The organism is Naasia sp. SYSU D00948 (assembly GCF_017916515.1).
GTDB lineage: Bacteria > Actinomycetota > Actinomycetes > Actinomycetales > Microbacteriaceae > Naasia.
The window spans coordinates 1,310,451-1,330,651 of sequence record NZ_JAFMTA010000001.1 but is presented as its reverse complement, the minus strand read 5'-3'; the positions used below and the strand labels follow the sequence as shown (position 1 = coordinate 1,330,651).

Here is a 20,201-nt window from a genome sequence, read left to right as displayed (position 1 = left end):
GATGACCGAGACCACCGCAGCAGAGCCGGCCGCGGGCCGGCGGGCGAGCGTCGCCCCACCCGTCGAGCACGTCCTCGCCACATACGAGATCGAGACCTCGCTCGACCTGCAGCATGCCGCGGAGGTGCTCGCCGGCGAGCAGTCGACGGGCACCTTCATCCGTGTGGCCAGGGAGTCGGACGACGTCCGCGCCCGCTTCGCCGCTCAGGTCGAGTCGCTGGAGGAGCTCCCGCTCACCGGAGCATCCCCGCTCCCCGGGTCGGTCGGCGACCCCGCCAAGCGCCGGCGAGCGCGACTGCAGCTGCGCTTCCCCCTCTCGAACTTCGGCCCCTCTCTGCCGAACCTGCAGGCCGCAGTGGCCGGCAATCTGTTCGAGATCAAGGAGCTCGCCGCGATCAAGCTCGTCGACCTCGATCTCCCCGCCGCCTTCGCCGAGCGCTACCCCGGGCCCGGCTTCGGCGTGGAGGGCACGCGCCGGCTCATGTCACGGCCGAGCGGCGCCATGATCGGGACGATCGTGAAGCCCAGCATCGGGCTCTCCCCGGAGGAGCTCGCGGAGGTGGTCGGGGAGCTGGCGGCGGCGGGCATCGACTTCATCAAGGACGACGAGCTGCAGGGGAACGGGCCCTCCGCGCCCCTCGAGGCCCGGGTGAAGGCCGTGATGCCCGTCTTGGAGCGTCACGCCGACCGGACCGGTGTGAAGCCGATGTACGCGTTCAACATCTCGGACGACCTGGACCGCCTGGAGCGCAACCACGACCTCGTGGTCGAGGCCGGCGGGACCTGCGTGATGGCGTGCATCAACCTCATCGGGATCGCCGGGGTCGAGTTCCTCCGCCGCCGGGCGACGGTCCCGATCCACGGCCATCGCGCGATGTTCGGCGCGATCAGCCGGTCGGAGCAGCTCGGTTTCTCGTTCCGGGCGTGGCAGAAGCTCGTGCGGCTGGCGGGCGTCGACCACCTGCACACGAACGGGATCAGCAACAAGTTCTACGAGAGCGACGCGCAGGTGCTCGACTCGATCGACGCCGTCCGGGAGCCGCTGCTCGGGCAGCGGCCGACCGTCCCCGTGCTCTCGTCCGGGCAGTGGGCGGGCCTCGCGCACGCGACCTATGCCGCGACCCGCACGACGGACCTGCTCGTCCTCGCGGGCGGCGGCATCCACGGCCACCCGGACGGCCCCGGTGCGGGAGTCGCGGCGATGCGCGAGGCATGGGCGTCCGCCGAGCGCGGCGAGCCGGTTGAGGCGGCCCTGGCCGCCTCCCCCGCGTTCCGGCGGGCGGCGGAGGTGTTCGGGGCGCCGCGTGCCTGACCTCCGCGTCGCGTTCTACGGCGACGACTTCACGGGCAGCGTCGACGTGCTCCTGCAGCTGACCCGCGCCGGCTGGCGGAGCCGCCTGCTGCTCGGGCTGCCCGACGCGGACCGGCTGGTCCGTGCCGCTGCGGACGTCGACGCCGTAGGGATCGCGGGGATCGCGCGGTCGCTGCCCACCGAGGCGCTCGAAGCCGAGGTCCGGCCCGCGCTGGAGGCCCTCCGCGCTCTGGGTCCCCGCATCGTCCAGTACAAGGCCTGCTCCACGGCGGACTCGTCGCCGTCGATCGGGAGCCTCGGCCGCGTTCTGGAGATCGCCCGGGACGTGTTCGGCCCCGCGACCGTGCCGGTGCTGTTCGCCCAGCCCGACTTCGGGCGGTTCACCGTGTTCGGGCACCACTTCGCCGCGGAGGGCGGCGTGGTCCACCGCCTCGACCGGCAGCCGACGATGTCGCACCACCCCGTCACGCCGATGCACGAGTCGGATCTCGCCGTGCACCTGTCCCGCCAGACGGACCTTCCCCTCGGGCACGTGCCGTTCCCGGAATACGCCCACGCCGGCGCCGTCGCCCGACGGCTGGAGGAGGCGACGGAGGCCGCACTGGTGCTCGATGCGCTGAGCGACGCGCACGTCGACCTCGTCGCCGAGGCGATCGCGGCGGGCTCCCCTCCCGGCACGCCGCGCTTCGCCCTCGGGTCCGGCGGCCTCAGCGCAGGCCTCGGCCGCGCTCTGCGGCGTCCGGGCGACGGCGCCGGTCCGTCCGCGGTTCCGCTCAACCCGCCGGGGCCGGTGCTGGCCGTCTCGGGCAGCCGATCGCCTCAGACCGCGCGCCAGATCGAGGCGGCACGAGAGGCCGGCTGGACCGTGATCCCCCTGTCGCTCGGCGCCGCCGACCCGGTCGGCGGGGTCCGCGAGCGCGTGCTCGCGGAGCTGGCCTCGGGACGCAGTGTGGCCGTCACCACTGGCGATGCGGTGGCGGGCGAAACAGCGGGCGCGGAGGGCGGGCCGGACCTCGTCGCCACCATCGCCCGCCACCTCTCCGAGCTCGTGCGGTCCGCGCTCACGGCCGGCACCCGCCGCGTCATCGTCTGCGGTGGCGACACGTCGAGCCGGGTGGTCGGCCTGCTGGGCGCCGAGTCGCTCTCCATCGCTGCCAACCCCGTCGGCAACGTCGTGCTCTGCCGGGTCGCCGCCGCGGCGGGCTGGCTCGACGGCGCCGAGATGCTGCTCAAGGGCGGCCAGGTCGGCCCCGCGGACCTCTTCGAGCTCGTCCGCACCCTCGGCGACTGACCGCCCCTCCTCCGCGGCTCGCCCACCTGCGCGGATCAGGAGATTCCACCCGGATCAGGACCCACCGCCGGATCCGCACGCGGTTCAGGAGAACACGCCGTGCTGCAGCGCTGATCCCCTGATCCGCGCAGACGTCAGCGGGCGGAGAAGCGGACGGTCCAGCTCGTCGGCCGGCGGGGGATGCGGTACCGCTCGGGCAGCGCGGGGCCCACGGACGCCGAGCCGAGGCCGAGCTGCGCGTGGTCGACATTGAGCCAGACCCGTCCCGAGTCGACCAGGTCGTGGGGATGCCGGGCGCGCTCGAGATCCTCCGACGTCCAGCGCCGGGCGGTGAAGTCGAAGACCGGCGCGCCCTCGACCCGCAGGAGCGGCAGACCGGGACCGCGCAGCTCGAGCCAGCGGGTCTCGACATGGTTGCCGTTCTCCTGCGGGACCGGGTAGCCCACCTGCAGCGCGTCGATGGGGGCCGCATACCTGCCGACCGCGGCGGCGTCCTTCGAGTCGGCGTAGGACTCCCCCGGCCCGCGCCCGAACCACGCCGCGTCTCGGTACGCCCCGGGCAGGCCGAGGCGCAGCCCGAGCCGGGGCAGCACGACGTCGCGGTGCCGGTACGGGGTGTCGGCCCAGGGTCCGGTGAACTCAACGGCGGCATCGAGCACGACCCCGTCCTCGTCGGCGGTCCACCGCATCCGGTAGACGAGCGCGTGCGGGTGGGTGGCAGCGGCGAGCCGCCCGGTCACGGCCAGCTCGTCGTTCCCCACCTCGACCGCGTCCACCCGGTCGAGCATCCGGTCCATGCCGACCGCGAGCCACACCGCCGCCAGGTCGTTTCTGCCGCCCTGACCCCGGTCGTTCTCGACGGGCGCGCGCACGACGTCGAGGCGAGGGCCGCCGAGCTCGAGCCCGCCGAGGCGTGTCAGACGCCCCGACGCGGCGTCGAACTGCGCGGGACCCAGCCCGATCGAGCCTGCCTCGCGGGTCGGCCGCACCGTCCGGCGCCGACCTCGATCCGGACCCGGCCGGTGCGCCAGCAGACCCTGCGCCTGGGCCACGACGTGCCCCGCCGGCGCCCACGGCTCGTCGCGCTCGAGCGCCGCCTCGACCGTGAGCCACCACTCCCCCGCGTCGCTCCCCGGCGATGCGGGACTCGGCAGCGTCACCGACTCCCCCGGGGCGAGCGGCGGGACCTCGAGCCGGCCGCGCTCGCGCACGTCGCCGTCGAGCTCGAGCCGCCACGAGAACGCGAGGTGGCCGAGGTCGATGGAGTCGTAGCCGTTTCGCACGACGATCGCGTGCCCCACCTCGAGCTCGACCGGCTGCACCGCCCGCCTCAGCTCCGCGAGCCCCGGCGACGGCGTCCGGTCGGCGAACACGAGCCCGTCGAGGCAGTACCGGCCGCCGTTCGGGCGGTAGGCGACATCGCCCCCGTGCATGACGAACTCGCGGCCGTCCGCATCCCGGTGCGTGAAGCCGTGGTCGATCCATTCCCACACGAACCCGCCGCAGAAGCGCTCGTGCGAGCGCAGGATGCGGTGGTAGTCCGCGAGGGAGCCGGGGCCGTTGCCCATGGCGTGCGCGTACTCGCAGAGCAGGAACGGCAGGGTCCGCCGTCGGGCGTCCTCCTCATCCGTGACACCGTCGGGACGGGGATCCGCGCGCCGCCCGATCTGCTCGAGCAGCTTCTGCGACGGGTACATCAGCGAGGCGAAGTCCGAGTTCCGGTAGCTCGGGTCGCGCTCGTAGTGGATCGGCCGGGACGGATCGCGCTCGCGGACCCACTGCTCGAGCACGTCGAAGTTCTCCCCGACCCAACTCTCGTTCGCGAGCGACCACACGACGACGCTCGGCCGGTTCTTGTCGCGCTCCACCATCCGTCGGGTCCGGTCGAGCATGGCGTCCCGCCAGCGCGGGTCCGCCGGCGGGTTGCCCTCCCACCCCGAGTAGATGAAGCCGTGCGTCTCGAGGTCGCCCTCCTCGACCACCCAGAGGCCCAGCTCGTCGCACAGCCGCAGGAACTCCGGGTGCGGGGGATAGTGGCTCGTGCGGACGGCGTTGAGGTTGTGCTGCTTCATCAGCAGGATGTCGCGCCGCATGGTGTCGCGGTCGAGCGCGCGGCCGGTGTCCGGGTGGTGCTCGTGCCGGTTGACGCCCCGGAAGAAGACCCTCCGGCCGTTCACGCGCAGCACGCCGTCCGTGATCTCGACGCGGCGGAACCCGAGAGCGAGCTCGACGACCTCGCCGCCGTCGAACGAGCGGAGCGTGCCGCGGTAGAGCCGCGGCGACTCGGCGCTCCACGGCTCGACCGGAACGGTGACGGACTCGCCGGACGGCATCCGGATGCCGAGCTCGGGCACCTCGACGAGCGCCGGCGCCGTCGCGTCGATCCGCAGGGTCCCCTGTCCCGTGATCGGGTCGTAGTCGGCGTGCACGAAGTGGTCGTCGATCGCCCCCGGCGGCCGCTCGATGAGCTCGACGTCCCGGAAGATGCCGGGCAGCCACCACATGTCCTGGTCCTCCAGGTAGGTGCCGCTCGACCAGCGGTGCACCCGGACCGCGAGCACGTTCTCGCCGGGCACCACCGGGGCGTCGAACTCGAACGGCAGGCGGCTGCCGGTGGACCAGCCGAGCTCCCGTCCGTTGAGCCACACCTTCGCGCACGAGTCCACGCCCTGGAACCGGAGGACCGCAGCGCCCCAATCCGCGGGCACCTCGAAGACGAGGCGGTAGTCGCCGGTCGGGTTCTCGGTGGTCACCCGGGGCGGATCGATCGGGATCGGCAGCGCCGTGTTCGTGTACAGCGGCCCGTCGGCGGTGCCGCGCAGCGATCGGGCGGGACCTCCGGTGGGGGGCGTCACCTTCTCGAGCACCCAGTGCGACGGCACCCGGATCGAGTCCCACCCCGAGTCGTCGAACTCCGGCTCGGTGAACGCCTGCCCCGTCCCCACGGCGGTGGCGCTGAGGCGGAAGCGCCACGTGCCGTTGAGGCTCAGCGTGCGGGCGCTCGTGACCGCGTCGGCGCGCGGCTCCCGGCGGCCCCACCCGGGCGCGAACTCCTCCCAGTACCCCGGCATCGACGGCCCGCTGTCAGTCGGTCGTCGTCGAGGGCGCGGGGCCGAGGCCGTCGAGGTCCGCCCAGAGCTCCTCCGGAACCCGGACGGTGCGCATGACTTCGAGGGCGGCGAAGTGCTCGATGCTGCCCACGCCGACGACGGTCGAGTCGATCAGGGGCGACCGGAGCGAGAAGTGCAGCGCCGCGGTCCGCAGGTCGACGCCGTGCCGCGCGCACACCTGCTCCGCCCGAGCCACCCAGTCGAGCAGCTCAGGAGGGCTCGGGAGGTAGGCGTACGTCCCGCCGCTCGCGGCGCCGCGCGCGAGCAGACCGCCGCCGAACGGCGCGGCGTTGAAGACCCCCATGCCGCGCTCCCGCGCGGTCTCGATGAGCGGGACCGCCGAGCGGTCGACGAGGGTGAAGCGGTTGTGGGTGAGCATCGCGTCGAAGCAGCCGGTCTCGACGTACCGGCGCACCATCTCCAGCGGCCCGGCGGCGATGCCGATAGCGCCCGCGAGTCCCTCGTCGCGCAGCTCGAGCATGCCCTGAACGGCGCCGCCCGGCGCCATGGCCTCCTCGAAGGTGATCGAGAAGGGGTCGTGCAGGTGCAGCAGCGGGACACGGTCGACCCCCAGCCGCTCGCAGCTCTCGTCGAAGGACCGTCGCACCCGATCCCGGTCGAAGCGGCCGGTCGCGTCGCGGTCCGTCTTCGTGACGACGAATCGGCCGGGAGCGGCTGCGGGGAGCGCCCGGCCCAGCACGGCCTCGCTCCGTCCCGCGGCGTAGTTGTTGGACGTGTCCACGAGCGCGTACGGCCCCTGCAGCATCGCCGTCGCGAGCGCCACGGCCCTCTCCTCGCCCGCGCTGCCCGGCTCCGTGCCGGCGCCGAGGAAGCTCGTGCCGACCGTGATCGGGCTCACGTCGATGCCGGTCCCGCCGAGCGGCCGGAGGTCCACGGGCGGCGTCGAGCCGGCGTTCACGGCCGCGCTCCGTTCGAGAGCCCCACTCGAGGCGCGGGAGAAGGTGCTGGGCTGACGAAGGGAGAGTGCATGAATATCCAATCGATGCTGACTATTCACACTACCGCCGTCATCCGCGCGGCGCATTGCACGACGAAGGGACGCCATCCGCAGATGACGCCCCTCCTCGATGTCGTGCAGGCCTACGAGACGCGGAGCCGCCGCTCGGTCGCGCTCTCGCGCCGGCTCTCCCGGCCCGCCGGGTGCAGGGGATGGCGCTCGTCCAGACGCGGCGACGCCTGACCCAGCTGCTCGCGCAGCGTTCCGGTCCGCGGGGACTCGGGGATGCGCCCGCGCTCCCTCAGCACCGGCATGACCAGGCTCGCGAAGGCCTGCAGGTCGTGCGGATCGAAGATCGGCTCGATGAGGAACCCGTCGAGGCCGGTGCGGGCAGCGAGGTCCTCGATCTGGTCGGCCACGGACTCCCCGTCGCCCACCACCTGGAATCCCCGGGTCCCCCGCGGCCGCAGCTGCGCAAGGATCTCCCGCACGGTGGGGGCCGGAGCGTCCCCCCTGCCGCGGAACCGGTCGATGTTGCTCTGGCCCATCTGCCCCACCCGGCCGTCCTCGACCAGCTGCTCCAGCGAGCGGTCCGGGTCGAGGGTGAGGAGGTCGATGCCGGTGTTGCCCGCGTAGAGGGTCGCCGCGATCTCGTCGGTCTGCATCCGCTCGTACTCGGCACGGAGGTGCTCCGCCTCCGCCGCGGTGGCGGCGACGGACACCGTGAGCCCGGCCATGAGCTTCAGCGCGGACGGGTCGCGGCCCTCGCTCTCGGCCTGGCGCCGGATGTCGGCCACGCTCCTCGCGGTGAGCTCGGGCGTCGTGCCCTGGACGAAGACGCACTCGGCGTACCGACCCGCGAACTCCTTCCCCTTCCCGGAGGTGCCCGCCTGGAACAGGACCGGGGTGCGCTGGGGCGACGGCGGCACCGTGAAGTACCCCGAGGTCCGGTAGTGCTCGCCGTCCGCCTCGATCCGGTGGATGCCCGACGGGTCCGCGTACTCGCCCCGGTCGCGATCCGCGAGCAGTGCGTCGTCGTCCCAGCCCTGCTCCCAGTAGCGGCCGGCGAGGGACACGTACTCCTCGGCGATCGCGTACCGGGTGTCGTGCGGCGTCATCTGCCGGTGCCCGAACAGCTCGGCCACCGCGTTCTGCGACGACCCCGTGACGATGTTCCAGCCGATGCGCCCCTGGGTGAGGTGGTCGAGCGTGCCGAACCGGCGGGCGGTCTGCACCGGATGCCCCAGCCCGGTCGCGGAGGTCACGACGAAGCCGAGCCGCTCCGTGGCGCGCGCGAGCAGCGGGATCGTGAGCATCGGGTCGAGGCCGGAGAAGTTGATCCCCTTCCGGATGGCGACCTCCGAGATGTCGTCGCCCACGATCGGGTACCCGTACCCGTCCGCGAAGAACAGGAAGTCGAAGCCGGCCTCGTCGAGCAGGCGCGCGATGCGGATCCAGTGCTCCGGGTCCGCGTAGTCGATCGACGAGCTGAGCGGGTGCGCCCAGCTGTACGTCCCGCCGACCTGCGGCCCCATCACCTCGAACACCCCGAAGTGCAGCGGCGTCATCGTCGTCCCTCCCGGTCCCCCGCCGGCTCCTCGCCGGCCAGCCAGGCGCGGATGCCCTCGCGCGCGCTCTCCTTCACCGCGTCGGGCGCTCCCGAGCTCTCGATCGACGCGAGGGCGCACCCCGCCAGCTGCTCGTCGGTCAGGCCGAGCGCGCTGCGGCACACCTCGTACTCCTCGAGCACACCGGGACCGAACAGGATCGGATCGTCCGCGTTGATGGAGCACCGCACCCCGGCCGCCAGCAGGGCGGGCAGCGGGTGGGCCGTGATCTCGGGCACGACCGCGAGAAGGACGTTCGAGGTCGGGCAGACGTCGAGGCAGACCTGGCTCTCCACCAGCTCCTGGATGAGCGCGGGATCCTCGAGGGCGCGCACGCCGTGCTGGATGCGGTCCGCCTGGAGCACCCGGAGCGCGTTCCAGACCGACTCGGGACCGACGAGCTCGCCCGCGTGCGGAGTCGAGAGCAGGCCCGCCTCCTTGGCGATGGCGAACGCGTCCGCGAAGTCCTCCGCCGGGTAGCCGCGCTCCTCGTTGGCGAGGCCGAGCCCGACGACCCCGCGGCCCGCGTACCGCGCGGCGAGCTTCGCCGCCTCGATCGAGGGCTCGTACCCGGTCGTCCGGTCGACCGTGACCATCAGGCCCACGGCGACCCCGTGGCGCCGCCCGGACTCCTCGCCCTGCTCGGTCATCGCCTCGAGCGCTGCCTCCGCCGAGCCGAAGGACTCCGCGTAGAACACGGGGCTCACCCCGAACTCGACGTACACTACGCCGTCGCGGGCGGCGTCCTCGACGGCCTCCTCGATCAGGCGGCGCAGGTTCGCCGGAACGGACAGCACCGTCAGCAGGCGCATGTAGGCCTGCCCGAAGCCGGTGAACTCGGTGAATCCGGAGATCTCCGGCGGCTCGATGCCCATCTCGGTGCAGAGCTCGATCAGGGTCGCCGGACGCATCGCGGCCTCGAGGTGCAGGTGCAGGTGCGCCTTCGGCAGCGCGGTGAGGTCCCGCGTGACCGTGGGGGCCTGGATCGCGGTATCGGTCATGGTGGTGTTCCTTCCGTCGAGCATCAGGACAGCGGCCCGTCCGCGTAGACCTTCTCGAGCAGGCTGAGGTCGAGGATGTCCTCCACCTCGGGCAGGTCGGTCACGCCGGCGGCTTCCAGCCCCTCGTACATGGGGCCGGCGAGGCGCTCCGGGTCGATCCAGAACAGGCCCTTCTCCTCGGTGAGCTCGCTCTGCAGGAACGGGATCTGCAGCTCGTTCTCGCGGGTCTGCTGGGTGAGGTCGAGGCCGAGGTCGGCGCCGTACTTCTCGACCGCCAGCTGCGCGCCGAGGTCCGGGTCCTCCTCGTTCTCCAGCCAGCCGCGGATGCTCGCCCGGAGGAAGCCCTCGATCGCCTCCGACTGCTCCTCGATGGTGCTGCTGTCGCCGTAGATGACGTTGCCGTACTGCGGCAGCCCGAGCTCGGCATAGGTGAGCGTGACGTAGTCGTCGGCGCTCATGCCGTAGGTCTCCTCGAGCATGATCGGCTGGTTGGTCGCGTACGCGGTGTACGCCTTGCCCTGTCCCTCGACGAGCGGCGCCACGTCGAAGCCGACCGGGACGAACTCGTAGTCGGGCTCGTCGCCGCCGACCCGGAACATCGCGTCGATGAGCGGCTGGGTGCCCTCCTGACCCAGGATGGTCGCGCCCTTCATGTCCTCGACGGACTCGACCGGGTCCTCGGCCAGGGAGAGCAGGGCGGAGGGCGTGTCCTGGTACACCGTGCCCACGCCGACGAAGTCGTTGCCCTGCGGAATGGACTGCAGCCAGTTCTGCATCGACGGCTCGACGCCGAGGTCGGCGTCGCCGGCCGCGACGCTCGCCATGGTGGTGGGCGCGTTGGGTCCGCCGGCGAGCCACTCGATCTCGAGGCCCTCCTCTGCGTAGTAGCCGGCGTCGTCGGCGATCCAGAAGCCCGCCCACTCGACGTTCGTGATCCAGCCGAGGGCGACCCGCAGGGTGGTCAGCTCCTCGCCCGAGGCGTCGCTCGCGGAGGTGGAGGCGGAGGAGCAGGCGGAGAGTCCGCCGGCGAGGGCGAGCGCGGCGCCGGCTGCGGCCATCCTGCGGACGGATCGGGATCGGTGAGTCAAGGTGTCTCCTTCGGTGTTGGGGAGGTGCGGGGCAGGGGGCACCGGCCGCTCCGGATGGCGCGGCGGTGGGTCGGAAGGACGGGAGGTCAGGTCACCCGGGCGACGACGGCGCGTTCGAGGGCGCGCGCGCCGACGAAGGTGAGGACCGAGAGGGCGGTGGCGACCACGGCGGTACCCCAGGCCCGGTCCATCTCCATGTAGCTGCGCGCGGTGCTGAACAGGTGGCCGAGCCCGTGGGCGCCGATGAGGAACTCCGCGAGCATCGCGGCGAGCACCGCGGTCGGAGCGGTGATCCGGATCGCGACCATGATGCTGGGGACCGCGGTCAGCAGGTGGAGGCGGCGGAGCGTCGTCGCGGTGCTCGCGCCGAGCACCGCGAACAGGTCCCTCCCGCTCTGCGAGGCCGAGGCCAGCCCGGACACCGTGAACACGAACACGGGGAAGAAGCAGATGATCGCGGTGATGGCGAGCACGGTCGAGTCGTTGTAGCCCAGCAGCCGCGCGATCACCGGGATCATCGCGGTGACGGGCACCGACCGCAGGACGAGCGCGGCGGGCGTGACGACCCCCGAGATCGCCGCGCTGCGCCAGACGCCGATCCCGGCGATGAGCGCCGCCAGGGTGCCGAGGCCGAGGCCCGCGAGCGACATGACGAGCGTGTATGCCAGATCCGGCACGTACTCCCCGACATTGGCTCCTACGTCGGCGAAGACCGCCCACGGGCGAGGAGCGACGGTCTCGGTGTAGCCGTTCACCACGACCCAGAGGTCCCAGAGCACGACGATCAGGGCGAGCGGCCAGTAGTGCAGGAGCCCGGTGAGGACGGAGCGGGCGGCGGTCATGCGAACCTCCGGGCGGCGAGGACCTGGACGCGGGAGAACAGGACGTACGCGAGGAGCGAGAGGAGGGTCGCCGACAGCGCGGCGGACCACAGCAGCGGGATCTGGAAGTTCTGCATCGCGCTCACGATCAGCACGCCGAGGCCGGAGGGGGCCCCGAACCACTCGCCGATCGTGGCTCCCAGCACGGCGGTCGGGCCGGCGAGGGCGAGTCCGTCGAGGAAGTAGGGGAGGGCGGCCGGGAACTGGAGGCGCCGCAGCCGGGTCAGGCGGGCCGCGCCCAGCACCGTGAAGACGTCCTGGTGCGTCCGCGAGGCGGCGAGCAGTCCGGAGCTGAGGGCGACGAACATGACGAAGCCGACGCCGAGCGCGGCGATCACGGTGGGAGTGCCCTCGCGCCCGACGGTCATGATGAGCAGCGGCGCCAGCGCGATGAGGGGGACGGCGTTGAGGATCGCCGCGAGACGGTCCATCCCGGGCCGAGCGACCGGCACGAGCAGTCCCAGCGCCGCCCCCGCGGTCGCGAGGACGGTTCCGAGGACGAGACCGGCGGCGGCTGCCACGGCCGTGGCGCCGAGGGACCGGAGGACGAGATCCAGTCGTCCGGGCTGTCCCAGCGAGGCGAGGACCTCGGTGAGCGGCGGCCAGCTCTTGCCCGCGAGCTCGAACCGTCCGACGACCTCGACGAGGACGACGAGGGCGATGACGCCGAGCACCGGGTAGAGGCGCCGCAGAGCGCTGCCTCTCATGCCGTCTCGTCCGCGGAGTCCAGCATGGCGGTGAGGGTGTCGACGAGGCCGTGGAACTCCGGGGTGCGCGTGACGTCGGCGCCGCGGGGACGCGGGATGTCGACGGTGCAGGTGTATCGCACCCGGCCGGGGCGTCCCGTCATGACGACGATGCGGTCGGCGAGCAGCACCGCCTCGTCGACGTCGTGGGTGACGAGCAGCGTGGTGATCTGCTGCTCGGACCAGATCCGCGCGAGCTCCGCGTTCATCCGGCGCCGGGTGACGGCGTCGAGCGCGCCGAAGGGCTCGTCGAGGAGCAGCACATCGGGATCGAGGGCGAGCGCCCGGGCGATCGCGGCGCGCTGGCGCATCCCTCCCGACAGCTGCTTCGGGCGGGCGTTCTCGAAGCCGCCGAGCCCGACGAGCCGCAGCAGGTCGTCCACCCGCCGGTCGTCGACCGGGCGACCGGCGACCTGGAAGGGCAGCGCCACGTTGCTGCGGATGGACGCCCAGGGCAGCAGCGCGTGCTCCTGGAACGCGACGCCGAGGCGGTGCTCCCGCGCCAGCTGCGCAGGGGGCCGGCCCTCGACGTCGACCGCACCCGCGGACGCCTCCTCGAGGCCGGCCACGAGCCGGAGGACGGTGGACTTGCCGCACCCCGAGGGGCCGAGCAGGGCGACGAACTCGCCGGGGGCGACCTCCAGGTCGAGACCGTCGAGGGCGCGGAGCGAGGTCTTCCGCTTGAGCGGGTACTCCTTGCTCACGCCCCGGAGGGCAATGCCGCTTCCCGTAACCGGGGCAGGCCGGTCGATGGGGAGACGCTGCGGGGAGCGGACAGCGGTGGAGGTCATGGACGGCGCCTCTCGTAGGGGACGGATCGCAGATCCCCTTTGAACCGCTCGATTCACACCGTACGGACGGGTTGTTTCCTCACGGTTTCACCGCCGTACGGATCGTGTTTCGCCTCCTGGAGCCGTGCGGTCGGTCAGTCCCGAGCGCCGGAGAGAAGCGCCGCCACCGCGGAGTCGTGCGCGTGCGCGAGCGTCGCGGGCGGCTCGCCGGCGAGGAGCGCGAGCTGCAGACCACGCCACAGGGCCAGGATCTGCACGGCGAGGGACTCGGCCCGCCCCGCGTCGAAGCCGCGCTGCCGCAGCACGGCCGCGAGCTCCGGCGGCCACTCCCGCGAGACCTGCTCGAAGAACTCGCGGTGCCGCTGCGGCATCCGCGCGGCGACTCCGTAGAGCTCGAACAGGAGCCTCAGGAACGGCCGGTTCTCCTCGTCGGCGATCTTCCGCCACCCCCACCGCAGTCGCTCCTCAATGTCCTCGCCCTCCCGCAGGCCCGCCATGAGCCCGCTCAGAGAGGGGAAGCGCCCGTAGGCCTCCACCATGGCGAGCCCGAGCAGGGCCTCCTTCGAGCCGAAGTAGTAGAGGAGCATCCGGTTGTTCGAGCCGATCGCACGGGCCATCCCGCTCAGGGTCGTCGCGCCGACCCCGTGCTCGAGCATGTAGTCGGTGACGAGGGCGAGGAGCCGGCGTGCCTCCGGCTTCGGCTCGGCGGGAACGTGCACCGGTCGAGCGTACGCGCGAGGGCCCCGGAACCGTCGGTCCCGGGGCCCGCGGGCGCCCGCCCGCTACCCGGCGGTGCTGGTCAGGTGGTATTCCCGCACGATGGTGAACAGCGCGGGCTGCGGACGGAACTTCGCCATCCGCCGGCTGAGCACCACCGTGCGCCTCGGCGAGCACGCCGACTGAGGCGGCGAGGCCGCAGCGCCTCTTCACGGCGGCGCAGCGGCGCACTACCGTCGGTTCCGGCGGCACCGGCCGCCTCCGATCCGAAGGGGCGGTCATGGTCAACCACACGTACCGAGTCACCGAGATCGTCGGCACGTCGCCCGAGAGCACCGATGCCGCCATCCGGAACGCCATTCAGCGGGCGTCGGAGACGATCCGCCATCTCGACTGGTACGAGGTGATCTCGCAGCGCGGGGCGATCGAGGGCGGGGAGGTCGCCCACTTCCAGGTGACGATGAAGGTGGGCTTCCGGCTCGAGGAGCCCGCTTGACCTAGCCGGTGAGGTCGACCTGGGCGAGCGCTCCGCCGCGCTCGCTCGCTGGAGCACGACGGCCGCCGCGCTGCGCGGCCGCCCCGGCGAGGACGACCAGAAGGATGCCCGCGAGCTGCAGGATCGACGGCGTCTGCCGCAGCACGATCAGGCCGAGGAGCACCCCGATCGCGGGCTCCAGGGCCATGAGGGTTCCGAACGCGGTGGGCGTCATGCGCCGCAGCGCGAGCATCTCCAGCGCGAACGGCAGGACGGGAAGCAGGATCGCGAGTCCCGCGGCGGCTGCGAGGATGCCGGGCGTCACGTGTCCGGCGGCCTGCGGCAGCCCGACGATCGCGGTGGTGGCGGCCGCGACCGGGATCGTCAGCGCGAGCGCGCCGATGCCGGTGAAGCGGTCGCCCACTCTCTGTGTCAGGAGGATGTAGACGGCCCAGCACAGCGCCCCGAGCGCCGCGAACCCGATGCCGACGAGGTCGATGGCGCCCTGCCAGGGCTCCGTGAGCAGCACGACACCGCCGAGCGCGAGCGCCGGCCAGGCGAGCGCCCGGACGGAGTGGCTGCGAACCGCAGCGACGGTCAGGGGACCGAGGAACTCGATGGCGACCGCGGTCCCGAGCGGGATGCGCTCGAGCGCCGAGAGGAAGGAGATGGTCATCACGCCGGTGGTGACGCCGAGGCCGAGCAGCACGGGCACGTCGTGCCGACGGATGGAGCGCAGCGGTGGCCGTGCGAGGACCAGGAAGAGGAGCGCCCCCATCGTGAGACGGAGCCAGGCGGTGCCGGCAGGGCCCACCGAGGAGATGAGTCCGACGGACAGCGCGGATCCCAGCTGCACCGACAGCATCGCGGCGACCGCCAGCGCCCAGGGCGGAACGGCGACGCGGGCCGGGGCCGTCATCGCTCCTCCCCTCGAAGGAGGCGGCGCTCGACCGTGACGTCCGGGCCGAGGCGCATCACGTGCGCGGTCAGGTCCTCGGCAGCCGCGTCGAGCGCGTGGTCGGTGAGGGGTTCGAGCGCGTCCAGGATGAACAGGGCCGCGGTCGTCTCGTCGCGGAGTTGCGTGCGGCGCGACTGGCGCCAGTTCCACCGTCGACAGGTGACGCCGGCGTCGTCGCACCACACGACCTCGCCAGGATCCGGATGCTCGACCACGTCCATCCCGTCGCCCACCGCGAACGGCTCCTGCCCGGCGGCGCGGATCAGCCGCGGGAACCCGGCGTAGCGTGCGAGGTCCTCCCCGCCGAGCGGCACCCGGTGCACCACCGACACCGCGTTGTAGATGTCCGTCAGCCGGTTAACGCGCGGCAGCCCGGTGGCCGCGCGGCGCAGGAGCGCCTCGAGGCTGTTCCGCGTGCGCTGCGGCTTCGCGCCGAACGCCCGATACGCCTCCCGCCACGCCGCGACGTGCGGGAGCTCCTCCACCGGCACCTCCCGGAGCGCATCGCGAGCCGCGGCCTCGGCCGCCGTGAGCAGGGCATCGCTCCCCGAGTCGCTCGGCCCCGGCCGGATCCCGTCGACGGCTATGAGCATCGCACGGTAGTCGGGCCGCAGCGCGAACACTGCAGGGTCGACGTGGGCGCCGGCGAGGAACTCCGCCGACAGGTCGAGGTCAGGCATCGGATCCTCCCGAGCGGCTCGAGGAGCCGACCGCCGGCTCGAACACGGCGAGGGAGAAGCGGACGGGCTGCGAGCCCGGATTCCCGTAGGAGTGGGGGACGTCGCCCGCAAAGGCCAGCGCGTCTCCCGCCTCGAGGGTGACCGACTGGCCGGCTGCCTCGACGATGAGCGTGCCGGACAGGACCTGCAGGAGCTCGCGAGTCCCGGATGCGTGAGGGTCGCCCGGATGCACGTCGCCGGGTGCGAGGGTCCAGTCCCACAGCTCGACGACGTCCGGGGTCTCCGCGCTCGCCACGAGCACCCCGCGCCCGCCGGGATCGCTGCTCCACAGCACGGCGCCCTCCCCGGACCGCGTCACCTGCACCGGCCGCGGCTGCGGCCGCTCAACGAGCGCCGGCAGCGCCAGGCCGAGGGCGTCGGCGATCCGAAGCAGAGTGCCGACGCTGGGGTTCGCGGCTCCCTGCTCGACATTCACGAGCATGCGCCGGCTCACTCCGGCGGCGTGCGCGAGCTGGTCGAGCGTCCAGCGCCGGGTCTGCCGCTCCTGCCGCACGCGAGCGCCGATCGCCGCGGCAAGTGCTGAGGTCGTTGCGTCCACCCAGTGCACGATACTGCACCGCAAGTGCACAGACGCCCCGAGCGCAGAGTCCTCTCGATGCACGTACTCGCAGTACCCACCGGTCGGAGGGCGGGAGCGCGGCAGGAAATGGCGAGCGAGGAAACGAAAAGAGAGCGGCACCTGTCGGTACCGCTCTCTTTCCTTCTGCGCGCCCGGAGGGACTCGAACCCCCAACCTTCTGATCCGTAGTCAGATGCTCTATCCGTTGAGCTACGGGCGCATGTTCCTGGGGAACTGCGACGATCGCGGAGACGGTGGGATTTGAACCCACGGAGGGGTCAAACCCCTCTCCACCTTAGCAGGGTGGTGCACTCGACCGGACTATGCGACGTCTCCAGTGGCCTCAGCAAGCATAGCCGCTACCCGGGCCCTCCGTGACCGCCTCTCCCGGACGGCTCCCGTCACCGCTACTGGTCGGCGAGCGTGCGCCCGACCGAGCAGGTCTCCTGAGCGGCGGACTGACCGAGCACCTCCCCGGGAAGCTGGGCGACGGGCGTCTCGGTGGGCGTCGGCACGGGGGCGGTCTCGCCGGGCGCGGCCGGGGTCTCCTCGGCAGGCGGCGCCGTCTCCACGGGGGCAGGCGCTTCCGAGCCGGGCGCCGCGACGGAGCCGCTGCGCTGGTCCCCGCTGGGCGGGCTCAGGACGATCGCCTGGTCGTTGAGCACCGCGGTCATCAGAGCGGTCGCCGGCCCCTCGTTGGGGAGGAGTCCGACGCCGTCGGAGGCGTAGTAGGTCGGGTACTGGACGAACACGATCTTGTCGAGGTCGATCGGGGCCAGAGCCTTCGCGATCTGCACCATCGTGTCGACGCTGTTGAGGGACTCCGAGAAGGTCATGTTGCGGACCGCTGCGCCCGCCAGCCCGTAGAGCTTGGTCACGTCGGTGAGCGTGGACGAGCTCTTCACCTTGCGCACGAGGGACGACAGGAAGACCTGCTGCGAGCTGATGCGCGTGATGTCGCTGCCGTCGCCGACTCCGTACCGGGTCCGGAGGAACTTGAGGGCGTCCATGCCCTCCAGCTCGTGGGTGCCGGCAGGGAGGAAGAGCTCGGTGTGCTCGTCCTCGATGGGCTGGGCGACGCAGACGGGGACGCCTCCGATCGCGTTCGACATCTCGATGACGCCGTCGAAGCTGATCTCCGCGGCGAACGGGATCGTCAGCCCGGTGAGGTTCTCGACCGTCTTCACGGCGCAGGCGAGGCCCGCCTTCGCGGATCCTCCCCCGGTCAGCAGGGCCGTGTTGATCCGGGCGCTGCGCACGGGCCCGTTCGTGCCGCCGTCGCCGTCGTCGCACTCCGGGATCTCGACGTAGAGGTCCCGGGGGAAGCTGATCGCCACGGCGTTCGAGTGGTCCTGCGAGATGTGGAGCAAGATGTTGACGTCGTTGAGCTCGCTCTCCGGATCCTCGCCGTAGGAGTAGGTCGAGTTCGCGCGGCTGTCGCTGCCGATGAGGAGCAGGTTCACGCCGCCGTCGATGGCGCTGATCTCGGGGAGGTCGCCGACGGCGTCCTCGTTGTCGAGGTGGACGGTGCGGACCTGGCGGCCGATGTCCCAGGCGGCGATGCCGCCGACGGCGAGAGCGCTCACCACCACCACCGTGACCGCGATCCCGAAGAACTTGACGAGCCGCATGGCGATGCTGGGCTTGCGGAGGCGACCGTGGCGGGCGACAGGGCGGACTCCAGCGGCGTGCGCGCTGCGGCGTGATCCGCTCACTGAACTCCCCTCGGGCTCGGGTTCGGTGCGGCGACACCTGCTCCAGACCCGTGCGACGCCCCCGCGGACACGGATCATGGAGGAGCCGGCTTGATTCCTCCTGAAAGGGAAGGGTACGGTACCCGGCTCCCCGAACACCGGCAACCGCACCGCCGTTCTCGGACCGCGTACGGAAGATCCTGGATCCGCCGGCGCACCGCTCGGCACCACCGCCTGGCCATCACATGGGATCGCTCCCGGTCAAGCACTATTCCACAGGCCTCGCATCGCTCAGGCTTCTCGCATGAACGAGGCCACGGACCTGGCGATCCGGGACTGCCCCACCTGCTCCGAACCGATGCTCGCGCTCGAAGGCGAGTGGTGGTGCCTCCCGTGTCAGGACGCTAGACCCGCAGCCGCCGCCTAGCTGGCCCGGCCCGTCCCCTGCGCTGACGCGCCGGGGTCCGGGCCTCAGCGCAGGGGACGCGGCGCCCGCACGCTCGTGAAGCCGGGCCGCCCGAGCGCGACAAGCGGCGCCGGGACCCATCGCAGGCCCGCCGTGCGGCGGGAGGGGTCGAGGTCGAGCTCGAGACGGTGCGGCGACTCGAGGAAGAGCACGGACACCGCCATCCGCCCGTTCTGCCACCTGCCCGCCACTGCGACGACGGGATGCCCGTCCTCCTCGCTGACCGTCCAGCCGTCACCCGCGACGGGGGCGGCCACCGTCCCGCCGTAGCCGTCGTTCAGCTCGATGCTCCACACCCCGCCGCTGCGCAGCAGCTCGACCGACTCGAGGCTCGGTCCCTCCGCAGGGGTCACCGGGGCGTAGCGTCCCACCGCGTCGTCTCCCGGCTGGTCGTCGGATCCGCCGGGCGCAGGGAGGCGGAGGCCCGCCAGTCGGTCCACCAGCCGGGCATCGGCGTCGGGGTCCCCTCCGTTCCCCAGCGCCGGCAGCAGGTGCTCCCACGCCGCGTCGAGCACGGCCTGCATCGCCTGGGTCGACGCGGTGGTGGCGAGCACGGCGTCCTGCTCGGGCAGGATCACGCAGAACTGGCCGAAGGCCCCGTCTCCCCGGTAGCCGTGGCGGGCGTGCCAGACCTGGAATCCATAGCCGCGGCGCCAGTCCGGGTCGGCGTCCCAGTCGGTGTCCACGCGTCGGGTGCGCACCTCCTCCGCCCACCCCTCGGGCAGCAGCTGCTCGCCCTTCCAGCGCCCCTCGTCGAGGTATAGCTGGCCGAGCTTCGCAACGGCGTCCGTGCTGGCGAACAGCCCCGTGAAGCCGAGCGAGCGGCCCTTCGGGTGCTCCTGCCAGCTCACGGGATCGATGCCCAGCGGGTCGAGCAGGCGCGGGCGCAGGTAGCCGACCAGATCGGTCCCAGCCCTTCGCTGGATGATCGCGGCGACCGTGTAGGTGGCCGGCTGGTTGTAGGCGAAGACCGTGCCCGGCTCCTGCTCCGGCTCGTGCAGGAGGAAGCCGCGGACGGGCTCGTCCGGGTCCGTCTCCGTCGCGGGGCCCACCATGTCCTGCGTGTGGCCGCTCGCCATCGCGGCGAGGTGACGGATGCGGATCGCGCGCGCTCGCGGGGTGGTGATTTCGTCGGCGAACTCGGGGAAGTGGTCCACGACGAGGTCGTCGAGGGTGACCAGTCCCTCCGCGACCGCGAAGCCGAGGGCCGTGGCGGTGAACGTCTTGCTGAGGGAGTACAGCAGGTGCGGGCGGTCCTCGGTGAACGGCGACCACCAGCCGGACGCGACCACGCGTCCGTGCCGGAGCAGCATGATGCTGTGCGGCTCGATGCGCGGGTCCGACTCGAGCGCGTCGAGGAACGCCTCGATGCCGCGGGCGTCGACGCCCTGGCTGCTGGGGGATGCGGAGGGGAGCGGAACGGCCACGCACCGACGCTACTCGGAGATCCGCGGTCCGGTGGGGCACGCGGAGCTCGGGTCCGCACGCACGGCATCGCAAGTCCGGACGACGCGATCCGTCGCGGTGGCGGCGAAACGCGGCGGGACTATAGCGGAAGCGGTGCGGAAAGCGTAGCCCCCACTGCAGGTGGGGCAGGGCCCCTAACCTGGACCAGTAAGCCCCGAAGCGGACGGGACCCCCACCGGAACCCCCCAGCCGGCCCGTCCACTTCCAGAGAGCCCCAGGCCGCATCTCCCCCCGATTGCGACCTGGGGCTCTCCATCTGCACTCGGCAGCGGAACTCCCGCCCGCGGCACCGGACTTCCCCCGAAGATCCGGACGCGGCAGGGACGGGGCGCCGGCAGCG

At 72.5% G+C, this 20,201-nt stretch carries 17 protein-coding genes and 2 tRNA genes; 3 read left to right on the top strand and 16 right to left on the bottom strand.

Annotated features, from left to right (window positions below; translation table 11 throughout):
• Nucleotide 1: 1 nt before the first annotated feature.
• Nucleotides 2-1,312 (top strand): RuBisCO large subunit C-terminal-like domain-containing protein, encoded by a 1,311-nt coding sequence (locus J3P30_RS06355; RefSeq protein ID WP_210480099.1) that lies wholly within the window; start codon nucleotides 2-4, stop codon nucleotides 1,310-1,312.
• Nucleotides 1,305-2,603 carry a four-carbon acid sugar kinase family protein gene (locus J3P30_RS06350; RefSeq protein WP_210480098.1) on the top strand — a complete coding sequence of 433 codons (1,299 nt, stop codon included), beginning with the start codon at nucleotides 1,305-1,307 and terminating at the stop codon, nucleotides 2,601-2,603. The genes J3P30_RS06355 and J3P30_RS06350 overlap by 8 nt, the downstream gene beginning before the upstream one ends.
• Nucleotides 2,604-2,737: 134 nt before the next feature.
• On the opposite strand, the gene J3P30_RS06345 is transcribed toward J3P30_RS06350, so the two are convergent.
• The 9 genes from J3P30_RS06345 to J3P30_RS06305 form a co-directional block, all read right to left on the bottom strand.
• A complete protein-coding gene (locus J3P30_RS06345; RefSeq protein ID WP_210480097.1) occupies nucleotides 2,738-5,674 on the bottom strand; it encodes a glycoside hydrolase family 2 TIM barrel-domain containing protein in 2,937 nt (978 codons plus the stop codon).
• Between the two features lie 13 nt (nucleotides 5,675-5,687).
• A complete protein-coding gene (locus tag J3P30_RS06340) occupies nucleotides 5,688-6,632 on the bottom strand; it encodes an aldo/keto reductase (RefSeq protein ID WP_307807421.1) in 945 nt (314 codons plus the stop codon).
• Nucleotides 6,633-6,814: 182 nt separating this feature from the next.
• Nucleotides 6,815-8,239 carry an NtaA/DmoA family FMN-dependent monooxygenase gene (locus J3P30_RS06335; protein ID WP_210480095.1) on the bottom strand — a complete coding sequence of 475 codons (1,425 nt, stop codon included), beginning with the start codon at nucleotides 8,237-8,239 and terminating at the stop codon, nucleotides 6,815-6,817.
• Entirely contained in the window at nucleotides 8,236-9,279 is a 1,044-nt protein-coding gene (gene add, locus J3P30_RS06330) for an adenosine deaminase (protein WP_210480094.1), read from the bottom strand. The genes J3P30_RS06335 and add overlap by 4 nt, the downstream gene beginning before the upstream one ends.
• Nucleotides 9,280-9,302: 23 nt before the next feature.
• A complete protein-coding gene (locus J3P30_RS06325) occupies nucleotides 9,303-10,367 on the bottom strand; it encodes an ABC transporter substrate-binding protein (RefSeq protein WP_210480093.1) in 1,065 nt (354 codons plus the stop codon).
• Between the two features lie 86 nt (nucleotides 10,368-10,453).
• A complete protein-coding gene (locus J3P30_RS06320) occupies nucleotides 10,454-11,209 on the bottom strand; it encodes an ABC transporter permease (RefSeq protein WP_210480092.1) in 756 nt (251 codons plus the stop codon).
• Nucleotides 11,206-11,955, bottom strand: coding sequence for an ABC transporter permease (locus J3P30_RS06315; RefSeq protein ID WP_210480091.1), 750 nt, complete (start codon nucleotides 11,953-11,955; stop codon nucleotides 11,206-11,208). The genes J3P30_RS06320 and J3P30_RS06315 overlap by 4 nt, the downstream gene beginning before the upstream one ends.
• Complete coding sequence (locus J3P30_RS06310) at nucleotides 11,952-12,698, bottom strand: ABC transporter ATP-binding protein (RefSeq protein ID WP_307807420.1); 747 nt, start codon at nucleotides 12,696-12,698, stop codon at nucleotides 11,952-11,954. The genes J3P30_RS06315 and J3P30_RS06310 overlap by 4 nt, the downstream gene beginning before the upstream one ends.
• Nucleotides 12,699-12,919: 221 nt before the next feature.
• Nucleotides 12,920-13,504 (bottom strand): TetR/AcrR family transcriptional regulator, encoded by a 585-nt coding sequence (locus J3P30_RS06305; protein WP_210480089.1) that lies wholly within the window; start codon nucleotides 13,502-13,504, stop codon nucleotides 12,920-12,922.
• Between the two features lie 278 nt (nucleotides 13,505-13,782).
• On the opposite strand from J3P30_RS06305, the gene J3P30_RS06300 reads away from it, so the two are divergent.
• The gene (locus tag J3P30_RS06300; protein ID WP_210480088.1) at nucleotides 13,783-13,998 is read left to right on the top strand and encodes a dodecin; all 216 of its coding nucleotides are present in this window, start codon (nucleotides 13,783-13,785) and stop codon (nucleotides 13,996-13,998) included.
• Nucleotide 13,999: 1 nt separating this feature from the next.
• Here the strand turns inward: J3P30_RS06300 and J3P30_RS06295 are convergent, their stop codons facing one another.
• The 7 genes from J3P30_RS06295 to J3P30_RS06265 all read right to left on the bottom strand — a co-directional run bounded on the left by J3P30_RS06295 (nucleotide 14,000) and on the right by J3P30_RS06265 (nucleotide 19,821).
• Nucleotides 14,000-14,896, bottom strand: a complete 897-nt coding sequence (locus J3P30_RS06295; protein ID WP_246852724.1) for a DMT family transporter — start codon at nucleotides 14,894-14,896, stop codon at nucleotides 14,000-14,002.
• A complete protein-coding gene (locus J3P30_RS06290; protein ID WP_210480087.1) occupies nucleotides 14,893-15,615 on the bottom strand; it encodes a B3/4 domain-containing protein in 723 nt (240 codons plus the stop codon). Before J3P30_RS06290 ends, J3P30_RS06295 begins: the two co-directional genes overlap by 4 nt.
• Entirely contained in the window at nucleotides 15,608-16,213 is a 606-nt protein-coding gene (locus J3P30_RS06285) for a helix-turn-helix domain-containing protein (RefSeq protein ID WP_210480086.1), read from the bottom strand. Before J3P30_RS06285 ends, J3P30_RS06290 begins: the two co-directional genes overlap by 8 nt.
• A 168-nt stretch (nucleotides 16,214-16,381) precedes the next feature.
• A tRNA-Arg gene (locus J3P30_RS06280) sits at nucleotides 16,382-16,454 on the bottom strand.
• 26 nt (nucleotides 16,455-16,480) lie between these two features.
• A tRNA-Ser gene (locus tag J3P30_RS06275) sits at nucleotides 16,481-16,570 on the bottom strand.
• Between the two features lie 71 nt (nucleotides 16,571-16,641).
• Complete coding sequence (locus J3P30_RS06270; RefSeq protein ID WP_307807419.1) at nucleotides 16,642-17,949, bottom strand: LCP family protein; 1,308 nt, start codon at nucleotides 17,947-17,949, stop codon at nucleotides 16,642-16,644.
• A 450-nt stretch (nucleotides 17,950-18,399) separates the two neighbouring features.
• Nucleotides 18,400-19,821 carry a serine hydrolase gene (locus tag J3P30_RS06265; RefSeq protein WP_210480084.1) on the bottom strand — a complete coding sequence of 474 codons (1,422 nt, stop codon included), beginning with the start codon at nucleotides 19,819-19,821 and terminating at the stop codon, nucleotides 18,400-18,402.
• Nucleotides 19,822-20,201 lie beyond the last annotated feature (380 nt).

Bases quoted from the DNA above. Each gene is read 5' to 3' on its own strand.
- add (WP_210480094.1), bottom strand. From the start codon at position 9,279: ATGACCGATACCGCGATCCAGGCCCCCACGGTCACGCGGGACCTCACC.
- J3P30_RS06290 (WP_210480087.1), bottom strand. From the start codon at position 15,615: ATGCCTGACCTCGACCTGTCGGCGGAGTTCCTCGCCGGCGCCCACGTC.
- J3P30_RS06335 (WP_210480095.1), bottom strand. From the start codon at position 8,239: ATGACGCCGCTGCACTTCGGGGTGTTCGAGGTGATGGGGCCGCAGGTC.
- J3P30_RS06355 (WP_210480099.1), top strand. From the start codon at position 2: ATGACCGAGACCACCGCAGCAGAGCCGGCCGCGGGCCGGCGGGCGAGC.
- J3P30_RS06295 (WP_246852724.1), bottom strand. From the start codon at position 14,896: ATGACGGCCCCGGCCCGCGTCGCCGTTCCGCCCTGGGCGCTGGCGGTC.
- J3P30_RS06300 (WP_210480088.1), top strand. From the start codon at position 13,783: ATGGTCAACCACACGTACCGAGTCACCGAGATCGTCGGCACGTCGCCC.
- J3P30_RS06320 (WP_210480092.1), bottom strand. From the start codon at position 11,209: ATGACCGCCGCCCGCTCCGTCCTCACCGGGCTCCTGCACTACTGGCCG.
- J3P30_RS06345 (WP_210480097.1), bottom strand. From the start codon at position 5,674: ATGCCGGGGTACTGGGAGGAGTTCGCGCCCGGGTGGGGCCGCCGGGAG.
- J3P30_RS06315 (WP_210480091.1), bottom strand. From the start codon at position 11,955: ATGAGAGGCAGCGCTCTGCGGCGCCTCTACCCGGTGCTCGGCGTCATC.